A 14488-nucleotide genomic window follows, 5' to 3' on the forward strand; every position below is an offset into this window, starting at 1 on the left:
CTTATTTCTCCTGACTGACAGCCGCGCAAATCACGGTGATACCGCGGGCCTGAATCTGATCGCGCGCATCTTCAGGCAGGCGATCATCGGTAATGAGGGTATGGACGCTGCTCCACGGCAGCTCCAGGTTGGGAATCTTGCGGCCGATCTTGTCGGCCTCGACCATCACGATCACTTCCCGCGCCACGTCGGCCATCACTCGGCTCAAACCGAGCAGTTCATTGAACGTGGTGGTTCCGCGCACCAGATCGATGCCATCAGCGCCGATAAACAATTGGTCGAAGTCGTAAGAGCGTAGTACTTGCTCGGCCACCTGGCCCTGAAAGGATTCCGAATGCGGATCCCAGGTACCACCGGTCATCAGCAGCACCGGTTCGTGTTCGAGTTCGCTCAAGGCGTTGGCAACGTGCAGGGAGTTGGTCATGACCACCAGGCCCGGCTGCAGGCCAAGCTCGGGAATCATCGCGGCGGTGGTGCTGCCGCTGTCGATGATGATGCGGGCGTGCTCGCGAATGCGTTTGACGGCAGCGCGGGCAATTGCCTGTTTGTATTTCGAAACGCTCTGGCCGGGTTCTGCCACCAGTTCCTGCGGCATGGTGATCGCCCCGCCGTAACGGCGCAGCAACAGTCCATGGCTTTCCAGCGCGGCCAGATCCTTGCGGATCGTAACCTCCGATGTTTCGAAGCGCTTGGCCAGTTCATCCACACTGACTTCGCCCTGCTCATTGAGCAAGGCGAGGATGTTGTGCCGGCGTTGGGGCGTATTGCGTTTCGACATGGCGGCTTAAGTTTCGATTCGAAAGATAACGGAAGCAATCAAAACCTATCGGTCATAAATCGTCAAGCGACAGATCGAAAATTTTAGAATCGACCCAGACGAATGTGGGAGCGGGCTTGCTCGCGAATGCGGTGTTTCAGATTCACATTCAGTGACTGACACTCCGTATTCGCGAGCAAGCCCGCTCCCACATAAGATTCATGCCATTACGTGCGACTGTGGATAACTCAGCTCTTCTTGATCTTCTCTGGCCGCTTCCAGCCGTCGATATTTTTCTGCCGCGCCCGACCCACGGCTAGCTGCGCGTTATCCACATTCTGCGTGATGGTCGAGCCAGCCGCGGTAGTTGCACCGGCCGAGATATCCACAGGCGCCACCAACGAATTGTTGGAACCGATGAACACGTCTTCGCCCAGCACGGTCTTCCACTTGTTGGCGCCATCGTAGTTGCAGGTGATGGTGCCCGCGCCAATGTTGGTGCGTGCGCCGATTTCGGCGTCGCCCAGGTACGTCAGGTGGCCCGCCTTGGCGCCCTCGCCCATATGAGCATTCTTCAGCTCAACGAAGTTACCCACATGCGCACGCGCCTCCAGCACAGTGCCCGGACGCAGACGGGCGAACGGACCGGCATCGCTGCCTTCACCGAGAACCGCACCTTCGATGTGGCTGTTGGCCTTGATCACCACGCCTTTGCGCAAGGTGCTGTCCTTGATTACACAGTTCGGGCCGATCACCACGTCGTCTTCAATAACAACGTTGCCTTCGAGAATCACGTTGACGTCAATCAGCACATCGCGACCAACGGTCACTTCACCGCGCACATCGAAACGCGCCGGGTCACGCAGGGTCACGCCTTGCGCCATCAGCCGGCGGCCGGCGCGCAACTGGTAATGACGCTCCAGCTCGGAGAGTTGCTTGCGATCGTTGGCGCCCTGCACTTCCATCGGGTCGTGCGGTTGTTCAGTGGCGACCACGAGGCCATCGTTGACCGCCATTTCGATCACGTCGGTCAGGTAGTACTCGCCCTGTGCGTTGTTGTTCGACAGGCGGCTCATCCAGTCAGCCAGACGATTGGCCGGAACGGCGAGGATGCCGGTGTTGCCTTCGGTGATTGCGCGCTGAGCTTCGCTGGCATCTTTATGCTCCACGATGGCGGCAACCTTGCCGTTCGCGTCGCGTACGATACGGCCGTAACCGGTCGGATCTTCGAGCTCTACCGTCAACAGGCCCATCTGGCCCGGTACGACGTGCTTGAGCAGACGCTGCAGGGTTTCGACTTCGATCAGCGGCACGTCACCGTAGAGAATCAGCACGGTATCGGCGGTGATGAACGGCACAGCCTGAGCCGTTGCATGACCGGTGCCCAATTGCTTGTCCTGCAGCACGAAATTCAGATCGTCAGCCGCCAGACGCTCGCGCACCACATCAGCACCGTGACCGATGACCACGTGGATGCGCTGCGGATCAAGTTGTCGCGCGCTGTGGATAACATGGCCAAGCATGGAATTGCCGGCAACCGGGTGCAGCACTTTCGGCAACGCCGAACGCATACGGGTGCCTTGACCGGCCGCGAGGATAACGATTTCGAGAGACATGACTGGCTACCAATCCTGGGTGGTCAGCAACTGCGACCGGGTTGTAAAAATCGGAAAAGAAAAAAGGGTAGCCGAGGCTACCCTTTTTTATCAATCGCACAACAAGTGGCTGACGGATTAACCGCCAAACTTCTTGCGGATCTGCTGGACGGTGCGCAGCTGAGCTGCAGCCTCGGCCAGACGTGCGGACGCAGCTCCGTAATCGAAATCTGCGCTCTTCTCGTGCAGAGCAGCTTCGGCAGCCTTGAGGGCTGCTTGAGCCTGAGCTTCATCCAGGTCGGCGGCACGTTGCACAGTGTCGGCAAGAACCTTGACCATGTTCGGCTGAACCTCGAGGAAACCACCGGAGATGTAGAACACCTCGGTTTCCCCGCCTTGCTTGATCAGGCGGATCGGACCTGGCTTCAGATTAGTGATCAGCGGCGCGTGACCCAGAGCGATACCAAGATCACCCAGTGCACCGTGCGCAATCACCATCTCGACCAGGCCGGAAAAGATTTCCCCTTCCGCGCTGACGATATCGCAATGGACTGTCATAGCCATCTGATTGCCTCAACCTAAATTAGCGCCCGTTGCCGGGCGCCGGGATTACAGTTTCTTGGCTTTCTCGATCGCTTCTTCGATGCCGCCAACCATGTAGAACGCTTGTTCTGGCAGGTGGTCGTAGTCACCGTTGAGGATGCCTTTGAAGCCAGCAATGGTGTCTTTCAGGGAAACGTATTTACCCGAAGCACCGGTGAAGACTTCAGCCACGAAGAACGGCTGCGACAAGAAGCGCTGGATCTTACGAGCACGGTTTACCAACTGCTTGTCGGCTTCCGACAGCTCGTCCATACCCAGGATCGCGATGATGTCCTTCAGCTCTTTGTAACGTTGCAGAACGTACTGAACGCCGCGAGCGGTGTCGTAGTGATCCTGGCCGATTACGTTCGGGTCCAGCTGGCGCGAGGTCGAATCCAGTGGATCTACCGCTGGGTAGATACCCAGGGAAGCGATGTCACGGGACAGAACGACGGTAGCGTCCAAGTGGGCGAAGGTGGTCGCTGGCGACGGGTCGGTCAAGTCGTCCGCAGGTACGTATACCGCTTGGATCGAGGTGATCGAACCTTCCTTGGTCGAAGTGATACGTTCTTGCAGAACGCCCATCTCTTCAGCCAGGGTCGGCTGGTAACCTACTGCCGAAGGCATACGGCCCAGCAGTGCGGATACTTCAGTACCGGCCAGGGTGTAACGATAGATGTTGTCGACGAACAGCAGAACGTCGTTACCTTCGTCACGGAACTTCTCGGCCATGGTCAGGCCGGTCAGTGCTACGCGCAGACGGTTACCCGGCGGCTCGTTCATCTGACCGTAAACCAGTGCCACTTTGTCCAGAACGTTGGAGTCCTTCATCTCGTGGTAGAAGTCGTTACCCTCACGAGTACGCTCACCCACACCGGCGAACACGGAATAACCGCTGTGCTCGATGGCGATGTTACGGATCAGTTCCATCATGTTTACGGTTTTGCCTACACCGGCACCACCGAACAGACCGACTTTACCGCCTTTGGCGAACGGGCAAACCAGGTCGATAACCTTGATGCCGGTTTCCAGCAGGTCGTTGCCGCCTGCCTGTTCAGCGAACGAAGGCGCTGGACGGTGAATGCCCCAACGCTCTTCGGTGTCGATCGGACCGGCTTCGTCGATTGGGTTACCCAGGACGTCCATGATCCGGCCCAGGGTCGCTTTACCGACCGGTACGGAAATGGCTGCGCCAGAATCGGTAACTTCCAGACCGCGCTTCAAGCCCTCGGTGGAACCCATCGCAATGGTGCGAACCACGCCGTCGCCCAGCTGCTGCTGAACTTCCAGAGTGGTTTCGGCCGCGCTGACTACTTTCAGCGCGTTGTAGATGCTCGGTACGCTGTCGCGTGGAAATTCCACGTCGATAACGGCGCCGATGATTTGAACGATACGTCCGCTACTCATAGCTGGATCCTCTGAATATTTGAACCGTTAAACCGCGGCAGCGCCGCCGACGATTTCCGAGATCTCTTGGGTGATCGCAGCCTGACGCGCCTTGTTGTAGATCAGCTGCAAATCGCTGATCAAATCACCGGCGTTGTCGGTAGCGTTCTTCATCGCGATCATCCGCGCAGCTTGTTCAGCCGCGTTGTTCTCGACCACCGCCTGGTACACCTGCGACTCCACGTAGCGCACCATCAAGCCGTCAAGCAGCTCTTTGGCGTCTGGTTCGTAGAGGTAGTCCCAGTGGTGCTTGAGTTCTTGATCCGGGGTTGCCACCAGTGGAATCAACTGCTCCACGGTAGGCTGTTGTGTCATGGTGTTGATGAACTTGTTGGACACCACGGACAGGCGATCGATACGGCCCTCCAGATAGGCATCCAGCATCACCTTGACGCTGCCGATCAGATCATTGATCGACGGCTCTTCACCCAGGTGGCTGATAGCTGCAACGACGTTACCGCCGAAGTTGCGGAAAAAGGCCGCACCCTTGCTACCGACTACACACAGATCAATCTCGACGCCGTTTTCGCGGTTTACCGCCATGTCCTTGACCAGGGCCTTGAACAGGTTGGTGTTCAAGCCGCCGCACAGACCACGGTCACTGCTCACTACGACATAACCAACGCGCTTGATGGCGCGGTCGATCATGAACGGGTGGCGGTATTCCGGGTTGGCGTTGGCCAGATGCCCAATTACCTGGCGGATACGCTCCGCATAAGGACGGCTAGCAGCCATGCGCATTTGTGCCTTGCGCATTTTGCTGACCGCCACTTTTTCCATGGCGCTGGTAATCTTTTGCGTGCTTTTGATGCTCGCAATCTTACTGCGAATCTCTTTTGCGCCTGCCATGTAACACCTATCAGGTTAGCAAGCGGGAGCCTCGCGGCTCCCGCTGCGGCTTACCAGGTTTGGGTGGCCTTGAACTTCTCGATACCGGCTTTCATGCCAGCGTCGATTTCGTCATTGAAGTCACCTTTAACGTTGATCTTGGCCATCAAATCGGCGTGATCGCGGTTGAAGAAAGCAATCAGCGCTTGTTCGAAGCTGCCGATCTTGGCGATTTCAATGTCAGTCAGGAACCCACGCTCAGCGGCATACAGCGACAGCGCCATGTCAGCGATCGACATTGGTGCGTATTGCTTCTGCTTCATCAGCTCGGTAACGCGCTGACCATGCTCAAGTTGCTTACGGGTCGCTTCGTCCAGGTCAGAAGCGAACTGGGCGAATGCCGCCAGTTCACGGTACTGAGCCAGAGCGGTACGGATACCACCGGACAGCTTCTTGATGATCTTGGTCTGAGCGGCACCACCCACACGGGATACCGAAACACCGGCGTTCACTGCAGGACGGATGCCCGAGTTGAACATGGCCGATTCCAGGAAGATCTGACCGTCGGTGATGGAAATCACGTTGGTCGGAACGAACGCGGAAACGTCGCCAGCCTGGGTTTCGATGATCGGCAGTGCGGTCAGGGAACCGGTTTTGCCGGTCACTGCGCCGTTGGTGAACTTCTCAACGTATTCTTCCGAAACGCGGGATGCGCGCTCCAGCAGACGGGAGTGGAGATAGAACACGTCGCCTGGGTAAGCTTCACGGCCTGGTGGACGGCGCAGCAGCAGGGAAATCTGGCGGTAAGCCACTGCTTGCTTGGACAGATCGTCATAAACGATCAGCGCGTCTTCGCCGCGGTCGCGGAAGAATTCACCCATGGTGCAACCGGAGTACGGTGCCAGGAATTGCAGCGCAGGAGATTCCGAAGCACTGGCAGCCACGATGATCGTGTTGGCCAGAGCGCCGTTTTCTTCCAGCTTGCGAACCACGTTGGCGATGGTCGATTGTTTCTGACCGATAGCCACGTAGACGCAGAAAATGCCGCTGTCTTTCTGGTTGATGATCGCGTCGATCGCCAGAGCGGTTTTACCGATCTGACGGTCACCGATGATCAGCTCACGCTGGCCACGGCCGACAGGGATCATGGCATCGACAGCCTTGTAGCCAGTCTGTACAGGCTGGTCTACCGACTTACGCCAGATCACGCCCGGTGCAACTTTCTCGACCGCGTCGGTCAAGGTGTTGCCCAGTGGACCTTTGCCGTCAACAGGGTTACCCAGTGCGTCGACTACGCGCCCCAGCAGTTCCTTACCAACCGGAACTTCGAGGATGCGGCCAGTGCACTTGGCGCTCATGCCTTCAGCCAGAGACTGGTAGGAGCCCAGTACAACGGCACCTACGGAGTCTTGCTCCAGGTTGAGGGCCATACCGTAGACGCCGCCCGGAAACTCGATCATCTCGCCGTACATGACGTCGGCCAGACCGTGAATCCGCACGATGCCGTCAGATACGCTGACGACAGTGCCTTCGTTACGGGCTTGGGAGGTCACATCGAGCTTGTCGATGCGGCCCTTGATAATTTCACTTATTTCGGAAGGATTGAGTTGCTGCATTGCTCTGCTGCCCCTTCAAACTCAAGATTTCAATGCTTCGGCAAGTTTCGCGATTTTGCCGCGAATCGAGCCATCGATAACCAGGTCGCCGGCGCGGATGACAACACCCCCAATAAGGGATTTGTCTTCCTCGACTTGCAGGCGCACTTCCCGGTTGAGTCGTGCACTGAGAACCTTGGCGAGTTTGTCTTGCTGTTCTTGGTTCAATGCAAAAGCACTGGTCACTTCAACGTCTACCGATTTCTCTTGTTCGGCCTTGTACAGGTCGAACAGAGCGGCGATCTCCGGCAGAAGCGGGAGACGGTCGTTTTCGGCAACGACATTGATGAAATTCTGTGCCTTGGCATCGAACTTGTCGCCGCACACGTCAATGAACGTGGCGGCCTTTTCTGCGCTCGTCAGTCGCGGGGCCTTGAGCACGCGCTGCATGGTGTCGTCTTGCGACACCGCTGCTGCCAGGCCGAGCATGGCTGACCAATTGGCCAGTTGCTGGTGGGCCTGAGCGTGCTCGAAGGCCGCCTTAGCGTAAGGTCGGGCCAACGTGGTCAGTTCTGCCATGATCGCCCTCGCTTAGATTTCAGCAGCCAGTTGGTTAACCAGCTCTGCGTGCGCGTTTTGATCGATTGTGGCACCCAGGATCTTCTCGGCGCCGCCGACAGCCAGCAAGCCCACTTGGGCGCGCAGCTTGTCTTTGACACTGTTCAGTTCCTGTTCGATCTCGGCTTGAGCCTGAACCTTCACACGGTCAGCGTCGACACGGGCTTTTTCAACAGCCTCTTCGACAATCTGGTTACCGCGTTTCTTGGCTTGCTCGATGATTTCAGCTGCCTGAGCTTTCGCTTCGCGCAGTTGCTGACCCGCTTTCTCTTGGGCCAACTCCAGGTCGCGAGCTGCTCGGCTGGCAGCGTCCAGACCATCAGCGATCTTCTTTTGACGTTCGTGCAGAGCAGCGATGACCGGAGGCCATACATACTTCATGCAGAACAGTACAAAAATCAGGAACGCAACGGACTGGCCAATCAGGGTCGCATTAATGTTCACGCCAACACCTCGCAGTTACGTTGTCCATCACACCAAATTACTCGGAAGAATCCGGGTAATTAGCCAGCGATCTGACCAACGAACGGGTTCGCAAAGGTGAAGAACAGAGCGATACCAACACCGATCATGGTTACGGCGTCGAGCAGACCGGCAACGATGAACATTTTAACTTGCAGCATTGGAACCATTTCTGGCTGACGCGCTGCGCCTTCCAGGAACTTGCCGCCCAGCAGGCCGAAACCAATTGCGGTACCCAGTGCGCCCAGGCCGATCAACAGTGCAACAGCGATAGCGGTTAGACCAACTACAGTTTCCATCTTTCCTCCCGACTTTTACGTCGTATGGTTTAGGTTTTTTAGATTAAAGCGGTAAAACAAATCGTTTCAGAGGCCCGTTTAAGAGCCCCCTCCCGTTTGACCGGGAGGGACATCAGATCAGCCGAGGCTGCTCTTAATGGTTTTCTTCGTGCGCCATCGACAGGTAGACGATGGTCAGCATCATGAAGATGAACGCCTGCAGGGTGATGATCAGGATGTGGAACACCGCCCACGCCCACTGCAGAACAACGCCCAGGCCGCTCAGCCAGAGCAGGCCGCTGCCGAACATCACAGCGATCAGAATGAACACCAGCTCGCCGGCATACATGTTGCCGAACAGACGCAGAGCCAGAGAGATCGGTTTGGCGATCAGGGTCACGAATTCCAGCAGGAAGTTCACCGGGATCAGCAGGGCCTGAACGAAGATGTTCTTGCTGCCGAACGGGTGCAGGGTCAGTTCGCCGATGAAGCCGCCGATGCCCTTGACCTTGATGCTATAGAAAATGATCAGTGCGAAAACCGAGAACGCCATGCCCAGGGTCGCGTTCGGGTCGGTAGTCGACACGGCGCGGAACGGGATGTGGTGGTCGCCGGTGATCAGGATGGCCAACTGAGGAATCCAGTCGACCGGTACCAGGTCGACGGCGTTCATCAGGAACACCCAGACGAAGATGGTCAGTGCCAGCGGTGCGATCACCGGGCTACGGCCATGGAAGCTGTCTTTCACGCTGCCATCGACGAATTCGACCAATACTTCAACGAAGTTCTGCAAAGCACCTGGCTGACCCGAAGTCGCTTTCTTTGCCGCCATGCGGAAAAGAAGAACGAAGATCAGACCCAGCGCGACCGACCAGCCGAGGGTATCGACGTGGAAAGCCCAGAAGCCCATTTCCTTGGCTTCTGCTGCGGTGTGGGCAAAGCCCCAGCCGCCGTTAGGTAGCTGACCGAAGGTCAGGTTCTGCAAGTGGTGCTGGATATAGCCCGAAGCGGTTGTTTCTGCCATGGTTGCCTCAAACGCCCTAAGGTCTCGAAAGTCTTGTTCTCATCAGCAGGGGAGCGAACCAGCTGACCGACTGAGTCAGCACGAAAGCGCCGAATACTGCGATCGGCGCCAATGGCTTCACACCTGCAAACACCAGTGCAAACAGCACTGCCGTCAAAATCAGTTTGCCTGCCTCGCCGGCATAAAATGACCGGACGATGGACTGGGCTGCTCGGGCGCCGGAAAACCGAAATGCCTTGTGAGCGAAATAAACATTGGGCAGCAAGGCTATCAGGCCTCCGCAAAGTCCCGAGTATCCGGCAACGACTCCGTGCCATTGCCAGAGCGCCAAAGCGGCAATGAGCAAAATGACAAATTGAGCCATCAACACCGGAAAAACCGCCAGGCGATGGAACGGCAGGCGGTTTGGCTTGCGGGTTTCCATCACGATTGCTCTCCAATGGTCGGCTGCCGAAATTCAATAACTTGGCATAATTTGTGCCGACAAAATGCGCGCAGAGTATAGGGGCGGTTCTGCCCCTATTCAACTGTCAGGTAGTGATTTCCGACTGCGCGCTACATGAGGAAATGTTTCAGCGGATGTGTGCGAGCACACCTTGAAGCTCATCGAGGGAGTTGTAACCGATCACCAACTGACCTTTCCCCTTCTTCCCGTGGCGAATCTGCACCGCAGAGCCTAGGCGCTCGGCCAGACGCTGTTCAAGCCGGGCGATATCCGGGTCAGGTTTTGCAGCTTCCACAGGTTCCGGTTTACCACTCAACCACTGGCGAACCAGTGCTTCAGTCTGGCGCACAGTCAGGCCGCGTGCGACAACATGTCGCGCCCCTTCCACCTGCTGATTGTCCGGCAGACCGAGCAAAGCCCGGGCATGACCCATTTCCAGGTCACCGTGGGACAGCATGGTCTTGATGACTTCCGGCAGTGCAATAAGCCGCAACAGGTTAGCCACAGTCACACGAGACTTACCCACAGCCTCGGCAACCTGTTGTTGAGTGAGCTGGAATTCCTGCTGCAGGCGCTGCAAGGCGACTGCTTCCTCGATCGGGTTCAGGTCTTCACGCTGGATGTTCTCGATCAGCGCAATGGCGATCGCAGTTTCATCCGGCACATCACGGACCATTGCCGGGATGGTTTCCTGCCCGGCCTGCTGGCTGGCGCGCCAGCGGCGTTCACCGGCGATGATCTCAAAACGGCCACCGCCAATCGGGCGAACCACGATCGGCTGCATCACGCCTTGCGACTTGATCGACTGCGCCAGCTCTTCCAGCGCCTGTGGATCCATGTCGCGGCGCGGCTGGTATTTGCCACGCTGCAGCAGATCCAGCGGCAGGTGTTGCAGTTCACGGGTATCGGCCTGCGCCGCCTGTTCTTCCAGCGCGCTGACGGTCGGACCACTCAGCAGTGCATCCAGTCCACGTCCGAGACCTCGTTTCTTGACGGCCATGGGGATTCCTTAAGTTGGCTGGGCAGCGGCGATGCGTGAATTTTTGCGCTGACGGCGAACCATCTCGCCCGCCAGGGCCAGGTAGGCCAGAGCGCCGCGCGATTGCTTGTCGTAGGCCAGTGCGGGCATACCGTAGCTCGGTGCTTCGGCCAGCCGGATGTTGCGCGGGATCACCGTGTCGTACAGCTGTTCGCCAAAGTGTTCCTTGAGCTGCGCCGAGACGTCGTTCATCAGGCTCAGGCGCGGGTCGTACATGGTGCGCAGCAAACCCTCGACTTTCAGGTTCGGGTTCAGCAGTTCGGCGATGCGCTTGATGTTATCCACAAGGTCGCTCAACCCCTCAAGCGCAAAGTATTCGCACTGCATGGGGATAATCACCCCATCGGCGGCAACCAGTGCGTTCAGGGTGAGCATCGACAGCGACGGCGGGCAGTCGATCAAAATGTAATCGTAGTTTTCACGGATCGGCGCCAGCGCACTGCGCAGACGGCTTTCCTTCATCTGCATTTCCAGCAGAACCACTTCGGCCGCGGTCAGGTCGCGGTTGGCCGGCAGCAGTTGATAACCGCCGTGCTCGGAGTAGTGCATGGCCTGGGCCAGATCGCATTCGCCGATCAGCAGGTCGTAGACCGAGTTTTCCAGGCCATGTTTATCCACACCGCTACCCATGGTGGCGTTGCCCTGTGGATCGAGATCGATCAACAGCACCCGGCGCTTGGTCGCGACCAGGGATGCTGCGAGGTTGATGCAGGTGGTGGTCTTGCCCACACCACCCTTCTGGTTCGCTATCGCGAATACCTTAGCCATTCTTGCTTGTGTTCCCAATCATGCCGTGCGGCGCAGTATCAGCAGATGGCGTTGGCCTTGGCAACCGGGTACGGCCAAGGCGTGTTCGCTATCGAGTTTGAAGTCTGCCGGCAATGCTACCAGCTCATCGGCCGGATGGACGCCCTTCATTGCCAGCCAGCGCGTGTCGGCATCGCCGAGGTGGCGAGTCCAGTTGGTGAAGTTCTCCATGCTGCTGAACGCCCGGGAAATGATCCCGTTGAATGGCTGGGCAGGCTGGAAGGCTTCGACGCGACTGTGGATAACTTGCAGGTTATCCAGTTTGAGTTCGAGTTTGACCTGAGTCAGGAAGCGGGTTTTCTTGCCGTTGCTGTCCAGACAGGTCACTTGCGAGTCCGGATACAGGATCGCCAACGGGATCCCCGGCATCCCGCCGCCGCTGCCGACGTCGAGCCAGCGACCGTTTTCGATAAACGACATCACGCTCAGACTGTCGAGCAGGTGCCGCGAAACCATTTCGTCGGGATCGCGTACGGCGGTCAGGTTGTAGGCCTGGTTCCATTTGATCAACAGGGCCAGGTAACCCAGCAGCAATTCGTGCTGGGCTGCGCTGAGATTGACACCGAGCTCGCGGGCTCCTGTGGATAACTCTTCGGCGTGTTGCGAAGTGACCTTAGAACTCAAGCGCTTTGCTCCAACTGACGGCCCGCGCCGCGTTTTTTCAAATGAATCATCAACAGCGAAATCGCTGCCGGGGTCACACCCGGGATCCGCGAAGCCTGACCGAGCGTCTCCGGACGCGTCGCACCAAGCTTGCTCTGGATCTCCTTGGAGAGACCGGAAATGTTGGTGTAATCGATATCCACAGGCAGTTTCGTGTCTTCACTGGCGCGCAGACGGGCGATTTCGTCCTGTTGACGGTCGATGTAACCGGCGTACTTGGTCTTGATCTCGACCTGTTCGGCAACCTGTGGATCTTCGGCGCCCTGCCCGGTCACTTCGACCAGACCAGCGTAGTCGATTTCCGGCCGGCTCAAGAGATTGAGCAAGTTGTATTCGTGAGTCAGCGGCGTACCGAATTTTTCCGCAATGGCATCGCCCTGCTGCGTGCCAGGGCGAACCCAGGTGCTTTTCAGGCGCTGCTCTTCGAGTTCGATGCTTTCGCGTTTCTTGCAGAACGCCGCCCAACGCGCGTCATCGACCAGACCCAGCTCGCGGCCTTTTTCGGTCAGACGCAGGTCGGCGTTGTCCTCGCGCAGGATCAGGCGGTACTCGGCACGGGAAGTGAACATGCGGTACGGCTCTTGGGTACCGAGGGTGATCAGGTCGTCGACCAGCACACCGATGTACGCTTCATCGCGACGCGGACACCAGGCTTCTTTGCCCTTGGCACGCAACGCGGCGTTGGCCCCGGCGAGCAAACCTTGCGCACCGGCTTCTTCGTAACCGGTGGTGCCGTTGATCTGGCCAGCAAAGAACAGACCGCCAATGACCTTGGTTTCCAGGCTGTACTTCAGGTCGCGCGGATCGAAGTAGTCGTACTCGATCGCATAACCCGGACGCACGATGTGCGCGTTTTCCATACCGCGGATCGATTGCACGATCTGCAATTGCACGTCGAACGGCAAGCTTGTGGATATCCCGTTCGGGTACAGCTCATGGGTGGTCAGGCCTTCCGGCTCGATGAACACCTGATGGCTTTCCTTGTCGGCGAAGCGATGGATCTTGTCTTCGATCGACGGGCAATACCGTGGACCGATGCCCTCGATTTCGCCGGCAGCGGAATACATCGGCGAACGGTCGAGGTTCGCCGCGATGATTTCGTGGGTGCGGGCGTTGGTATGGGTGATCCAGCAACTGACTTGGCGTGGATGCTGTTCCTTGTTGCCCATGAACGACATCACTGGAATCGGCGTATCGCCCGGTTGCTCGGTCATGACCGAGAAATCCACAGACTTGCCATCGATGCGCGGCGGCGTACCGGTTTTCAGGCGACCGACACGCAGCGGCAGTTCACGCAGACGATGCGCCAGGGCAATCGACGGCGGGTCACCGGCGCGACCGCCGGAGAAATTCTGCAAACCGATGTGGATAAGTCCACCGAGGAAGGTACCGGTGGTCAACACCACGGAATCGGCGAAGAAACGCAGACCCATTTGGGTAACAACACCGCGTACCTGCTCTTGCTCGACGATCAGGTCGTCAGCGGCCTGTTGAAATATCCACAGGTTCGGCTGGTTTTCGAGGATTTCGCGGACAGCGGCCTTGTACAGAATCCGGTCGGCTTGCGCACGGGTCGCCCTTACGGCCGGACCTTTGCGGCTGTTCAACACGCGAAACTGAATGCCACCCAGATCGGTAGCCATGGCCATCGCGCCGCCGAGGGCGTCGATTTCCTTGACCAGATGGCTTTTGCCAATGCCGCCGATGGCCGGGTTGCAGCTCATGGCACCGAGGGTTTCCACGTTATGCGTCAGCAACAGGGTTTTTGCCCCCATACGTGCTGAGGCCAGTGCTGCCTCGGTACCGGCATGACCGCCGCCGATGACGATCACTTCAAAACGGGAAGGGAAATCCACCACGCACCTCGTGCCTGCTTAAGTAGGTAATTCAGGAATAGTTTGAGATCAGGTTTCTGGACCTGGTCGACAAGTATAGGGACTTCGCCCTTCCTAAAGAACCCTTTGCACAAAATTTAACCAGCTGTGGAGAACTCGAAGTTAAAAGAATAAAAAAGAGAGAAATTTATAAAACCTTTGTTTTTATGTTTATTCTTACTGACCGACCTTTCTGTGGATAGATTGCTACAGGCCTTATTATTCAATGTGTACAGAGTTTTAAAACCCTGTTATCAGGTGCCAATGAGGCCCTTGGATAACCGGTTTAAGCCTGTGGATGAATGGGATGGTTATCCACAGAGGCAGTTATATCCAGTTTTGAGGCCCTGTTATCAACTGACCTCATAGGCAGTTATTCACAGGGCTTAATCCACAGAAATCAGCTGAATGAGTGATTGGCGGGCAACGGAAATCCGCTCAGGGCGAGGGAATCTGCCCGGCACTGGAGAAAGGA

At 57.4% G+C, this 14488-nt stretch carries 15 protein-coding genes; all 15 read right to left on the reverse strand.

Going from position 1 to position 14488, the window contains the following annotated elements:
* Nucleotide 1: 1 nt before the first annotated feature.
* On the reverse strand, nucleotides 2-778 hold the full coding sequence (locus V9L13_RS20705) for a DeoR family transcriptional regulator (protein WP_338800412.1): 777 nt from the start codon (nucleotides 776-778) through the stop codon (nucleotides 2-4).
* 227 nt (nucleotides 779-1005) lie between these two features.
* Nucleotides 1006-2373 carry a bifunctional UDP-N-acetylglucosamine diphosphorylase/glucosamine-1-phosphate N-acetyltransferase GlmU gene (gene glmU / locus V9L13_RS20710; RefSeq protein ID WP_338800413.1) on the reverse strand — a complete coding sequence of 456 codons (1368 nt, stop codon included), beginning with the start codon at nucleotides 2371-2373 and terminating at the stop codon, nucleotides 1006-1008.
* 117 nt (nucleotides 2374-2490) lie between these two features.
* On the reverse strand, nucleotides 2491-2916 hold the full coding sequence (locus tag V9L13_RS20715) for a F0F1 ATP synthase subunit epsilon (protein WP_003229772.1): 426 nt from the start codon (nucleotides 2914-2916) through the stop codon (nucleotides 2491-2493).
* Between the two features lie 45 nt (nucleotides 2917-2961).
* Complete coding sequence (gene atpD, locus V9L13_RS20720; RefSeq protein ID WP_007911961.1) at nucleotides 2962-4341, reverse strand: F0F1 ATP synthase subunit beta; 1380 nt, start codon at nucleotides 4339-4341, stop codon at nucleotides 2962-2964.
* 27 nt (nucleotides 4342-4368) lie between these two features.
* Nucleotides 4369-5229, reverse strand: a complete 861-nt coding sequence (gene atpG, locus V9L13_RS20725) for a F0F1 ATP synthase subunit gamma (protein WP_338800414.1) — start codon at nucleotides 5227-5229, stop codon at nucleotides 4369-4371.
* 50 nt (nucleotides 5230-5279) lie between these two features.
* Nucleotides 5280-6824, reverse strand: coding sequence for a F0F1 ATP synthase subunit alpha (gene atpA, locus V9L13_RS20730; protein ID WP_338800415.1), 1545 nt, complete (start codon nucleotides 6822-6824; stop codon nucleotides 5280-5282).
* A gap of 21 nt (nucleotides 6825-6845) precedes the next feature.
* Nucleotides 6846-7382, reverse strand: a complete 537-nt coding sequence (locus V9L13_RS20735; protein WP_003229779.1) for a F0F1 ATP synthase subunit delta — start codon at nucleotides 7380-7382, stop codon at nucleotides 6846-6848.
* Nucleotides 7383-7394: 12 nt separating this feature from the next.
* The gene (locus V9L13_RS20740; protein WP_003229781.1) at nucleotides 7395-7865 is read right to left on the reverse strand and encodes a F0F1 ATP synthase subunit B; all 471 of its coding nucleotides are present in this window, start codon (nucleotides 7863-7865) and stop codon (nucleotides 7395-7397) included.
* A gap of 59 nt (nucleotides 7866-7924) precedes the next feature.
* Entirely contained in the window at nucleotides 7925-8182 is a 258-nt protein-coding gene (atpE, locus tag V9L13_RS20745) for a F0F1 ATP synthase subunit C (RefSeq protein ID WP_003097235.1), read from the reverse strand.
* A gap of 133 nt (nucleotides 8183-8315) precedes the next feature.
* The gene (gene atpB / locus V9L13_RS20750) at nucleotides 8316-9185 is read right to left on the reverse strand and encodes a F0F1 ATP synthase subunit A (RefSeq protein WP_003229782.1); all 870 of its coding nucleotides are present in this window, start codon (nucleotides 9183-9185) and stop codon (nucleotides 8316-8318) included.
* A gap of 16 nt (nucleotides 9186-9201) precedes the next feature.
* Nucleotides 9202-9609: a F0F1 ATP synthase subunit I gene (locus V9L13_RS20755; RefSeq protein ID WP_003229783.1), complete on the reverse strand. Its 408-nt coding sequence runs from the start codon at nucleotides 9607-9609 to the stop codon at nucleotides 9202-9204.
* A 148-nt stretch (nucleotides 9610-9757) separates the two neighbouring features.
* On the reverse strand, nucleotides 9758-10630 hold the full coding sequence (locus tag V9L13_RS20760) for a ParB/RepB/Spo0J family partition protein (protein WP_003229785.1): 873 nt from the start codon (nucleotides 10628-10630) through the stop codon (nucleotides 9758-9760).
* Nucleotides 10631-10639: 9 nt separating this feature from the next.
* A complete protein-coding gene (locus V9L13_RS20765; protein WP_003229787.1) occupies nucleotides 10640-11437 on the reverse strand; it encodes a ParA family protein in 798 nt (265 codons plus the stop codon).
* 18 nt (nucleotides 11438-11455) lie between these two features.
* Nucleotides 11456-12100 (reverse strand): 16S rRNA (guanine(527)-N(7))-methyltransferase RsmG, encoded by a 645-nt coding sequence (gene rsmG / locus V9L13_RS20770; RefSeq protein WP_003229789.1) that lies wholly within the window; start codon nucleotides 12098-12100, stop codon nucleotides 11456-11458.
* Nucleotides 12097-13995: a tRNA uridine-5-carboxymethylaminomethyl(34) synthesis enzyme MnmG gene (gene mnmG / locus V9L13_RS20775; protein ID WP_103484003.1), complete on the reverse strand. Its 1899-nt coding sequence runs from the start codon at nucleotides 13993-13995 to the stop codon at nucleotides 12097-12099. The genes rsmG and mnmG overlap by 4 nt, the downstream gene beginning before the upstream one ends.
* Between the last annotated feature and the right edge of the window lie 493 nt (nucleotides 13996-14488).

The organism is Pseudomonas sp. RSB 5.4, assembly GCF_037126175.1.
GTDB classification, from domain to species: Bacteria; Pseudomonadota; Gammaproteobacteria; order Pseudomonadales; family Pseudomonadaceae; genus Aquipseudomonas; species Aquipseudomonas fluorescens_H.

Excerpts from the sequence above, each read along its gene's own strand:
- V9L13_RS20705 (WP_338800412.1), bottom strand. The coding sequence starts at position 778 with ATGTCGAAACGCAATACGCCCCAACGCCGGCACAACATCCTCGCCTTG.
- glmU (WP_338800413.1), bottom strand. The coding sequence starts at position 2,373 with ATGTCTCTCGAAATCGTTATCCTCGCGGCCGGTCAAGGCACCCGTATG.
- V9L13_RS20715 (WP_003229772.1), bottom strand. The coding sequence starts at position 2,916 with ATGGCTATGACAGTCCATTGCGATATCGTCAGCGCGGAAGGGGAAATC.
- atpD (WP_007911961.1), bottom strand. The coding sequence starts at position 4,341 with ATGAGTAGCGGACGTATCGTTCAAATCATCGGCGCCGTTATCGACGTG.
- atpG (WP_338800414.1), bottom strand. The coding sequence starts at position 5,229 with ATGGCAGGCGCAAAAGAGATTCGCAGTAAGATTGCGAGCATCAAAAGC.
- atpA (WP_338800415.1), bottom strand. The coding sequence starts at position 6,824 with ATGCAGCAACTCAATCCTTCCGAAATAAGTGAAATTATCAAGGGCCGC.
- V9L13_RS20735 (WP_003229779.1), bottom strand. The coding sequence starts at position 7,382 with ATGGCAGAACTGACCACGTTGGCCCGACCTTACGCTAAGGCGGCCTTC.
- atpE (WP_003097235.1), bottom strand. The coding sequence starts at position 8,182 with ATGGAAACTGTAGTTGGTCTAACCGCTATCGCTGTTGCACTGTTGATC.
- atpB (WP_003229782.1), bottom strand. The coding sequence starts at position 9,185 with ATGGCAGAAACAACCGCTTCGGGCTATATCCAGCACCACTTGCAGAAC.
- V9L13_RS20755 (WP_003229783.1), bottom strand. The coding sequence starts at position 9,609 with ATGGAAACCCGCAAGCCAAACCGCCTGCCGTTCCATCGCCTGGCGGTT.
- V9L13_RS20760 (WP_003229785.1), bottom strand. The coding sequence starts at position 10,630 with ATGGCCGTCAAGAAACGAGGTCTCGGACGTGGACTGGATGCACTGCTG.
- V9L13_RS20765 (WP_003229787.1), bottom strand. The coding sequence starts at position 11,437 with ATGGCTAAGGTATTCGCGATAGCGAACCAGAAGGGTGGTGTGGGCAAG.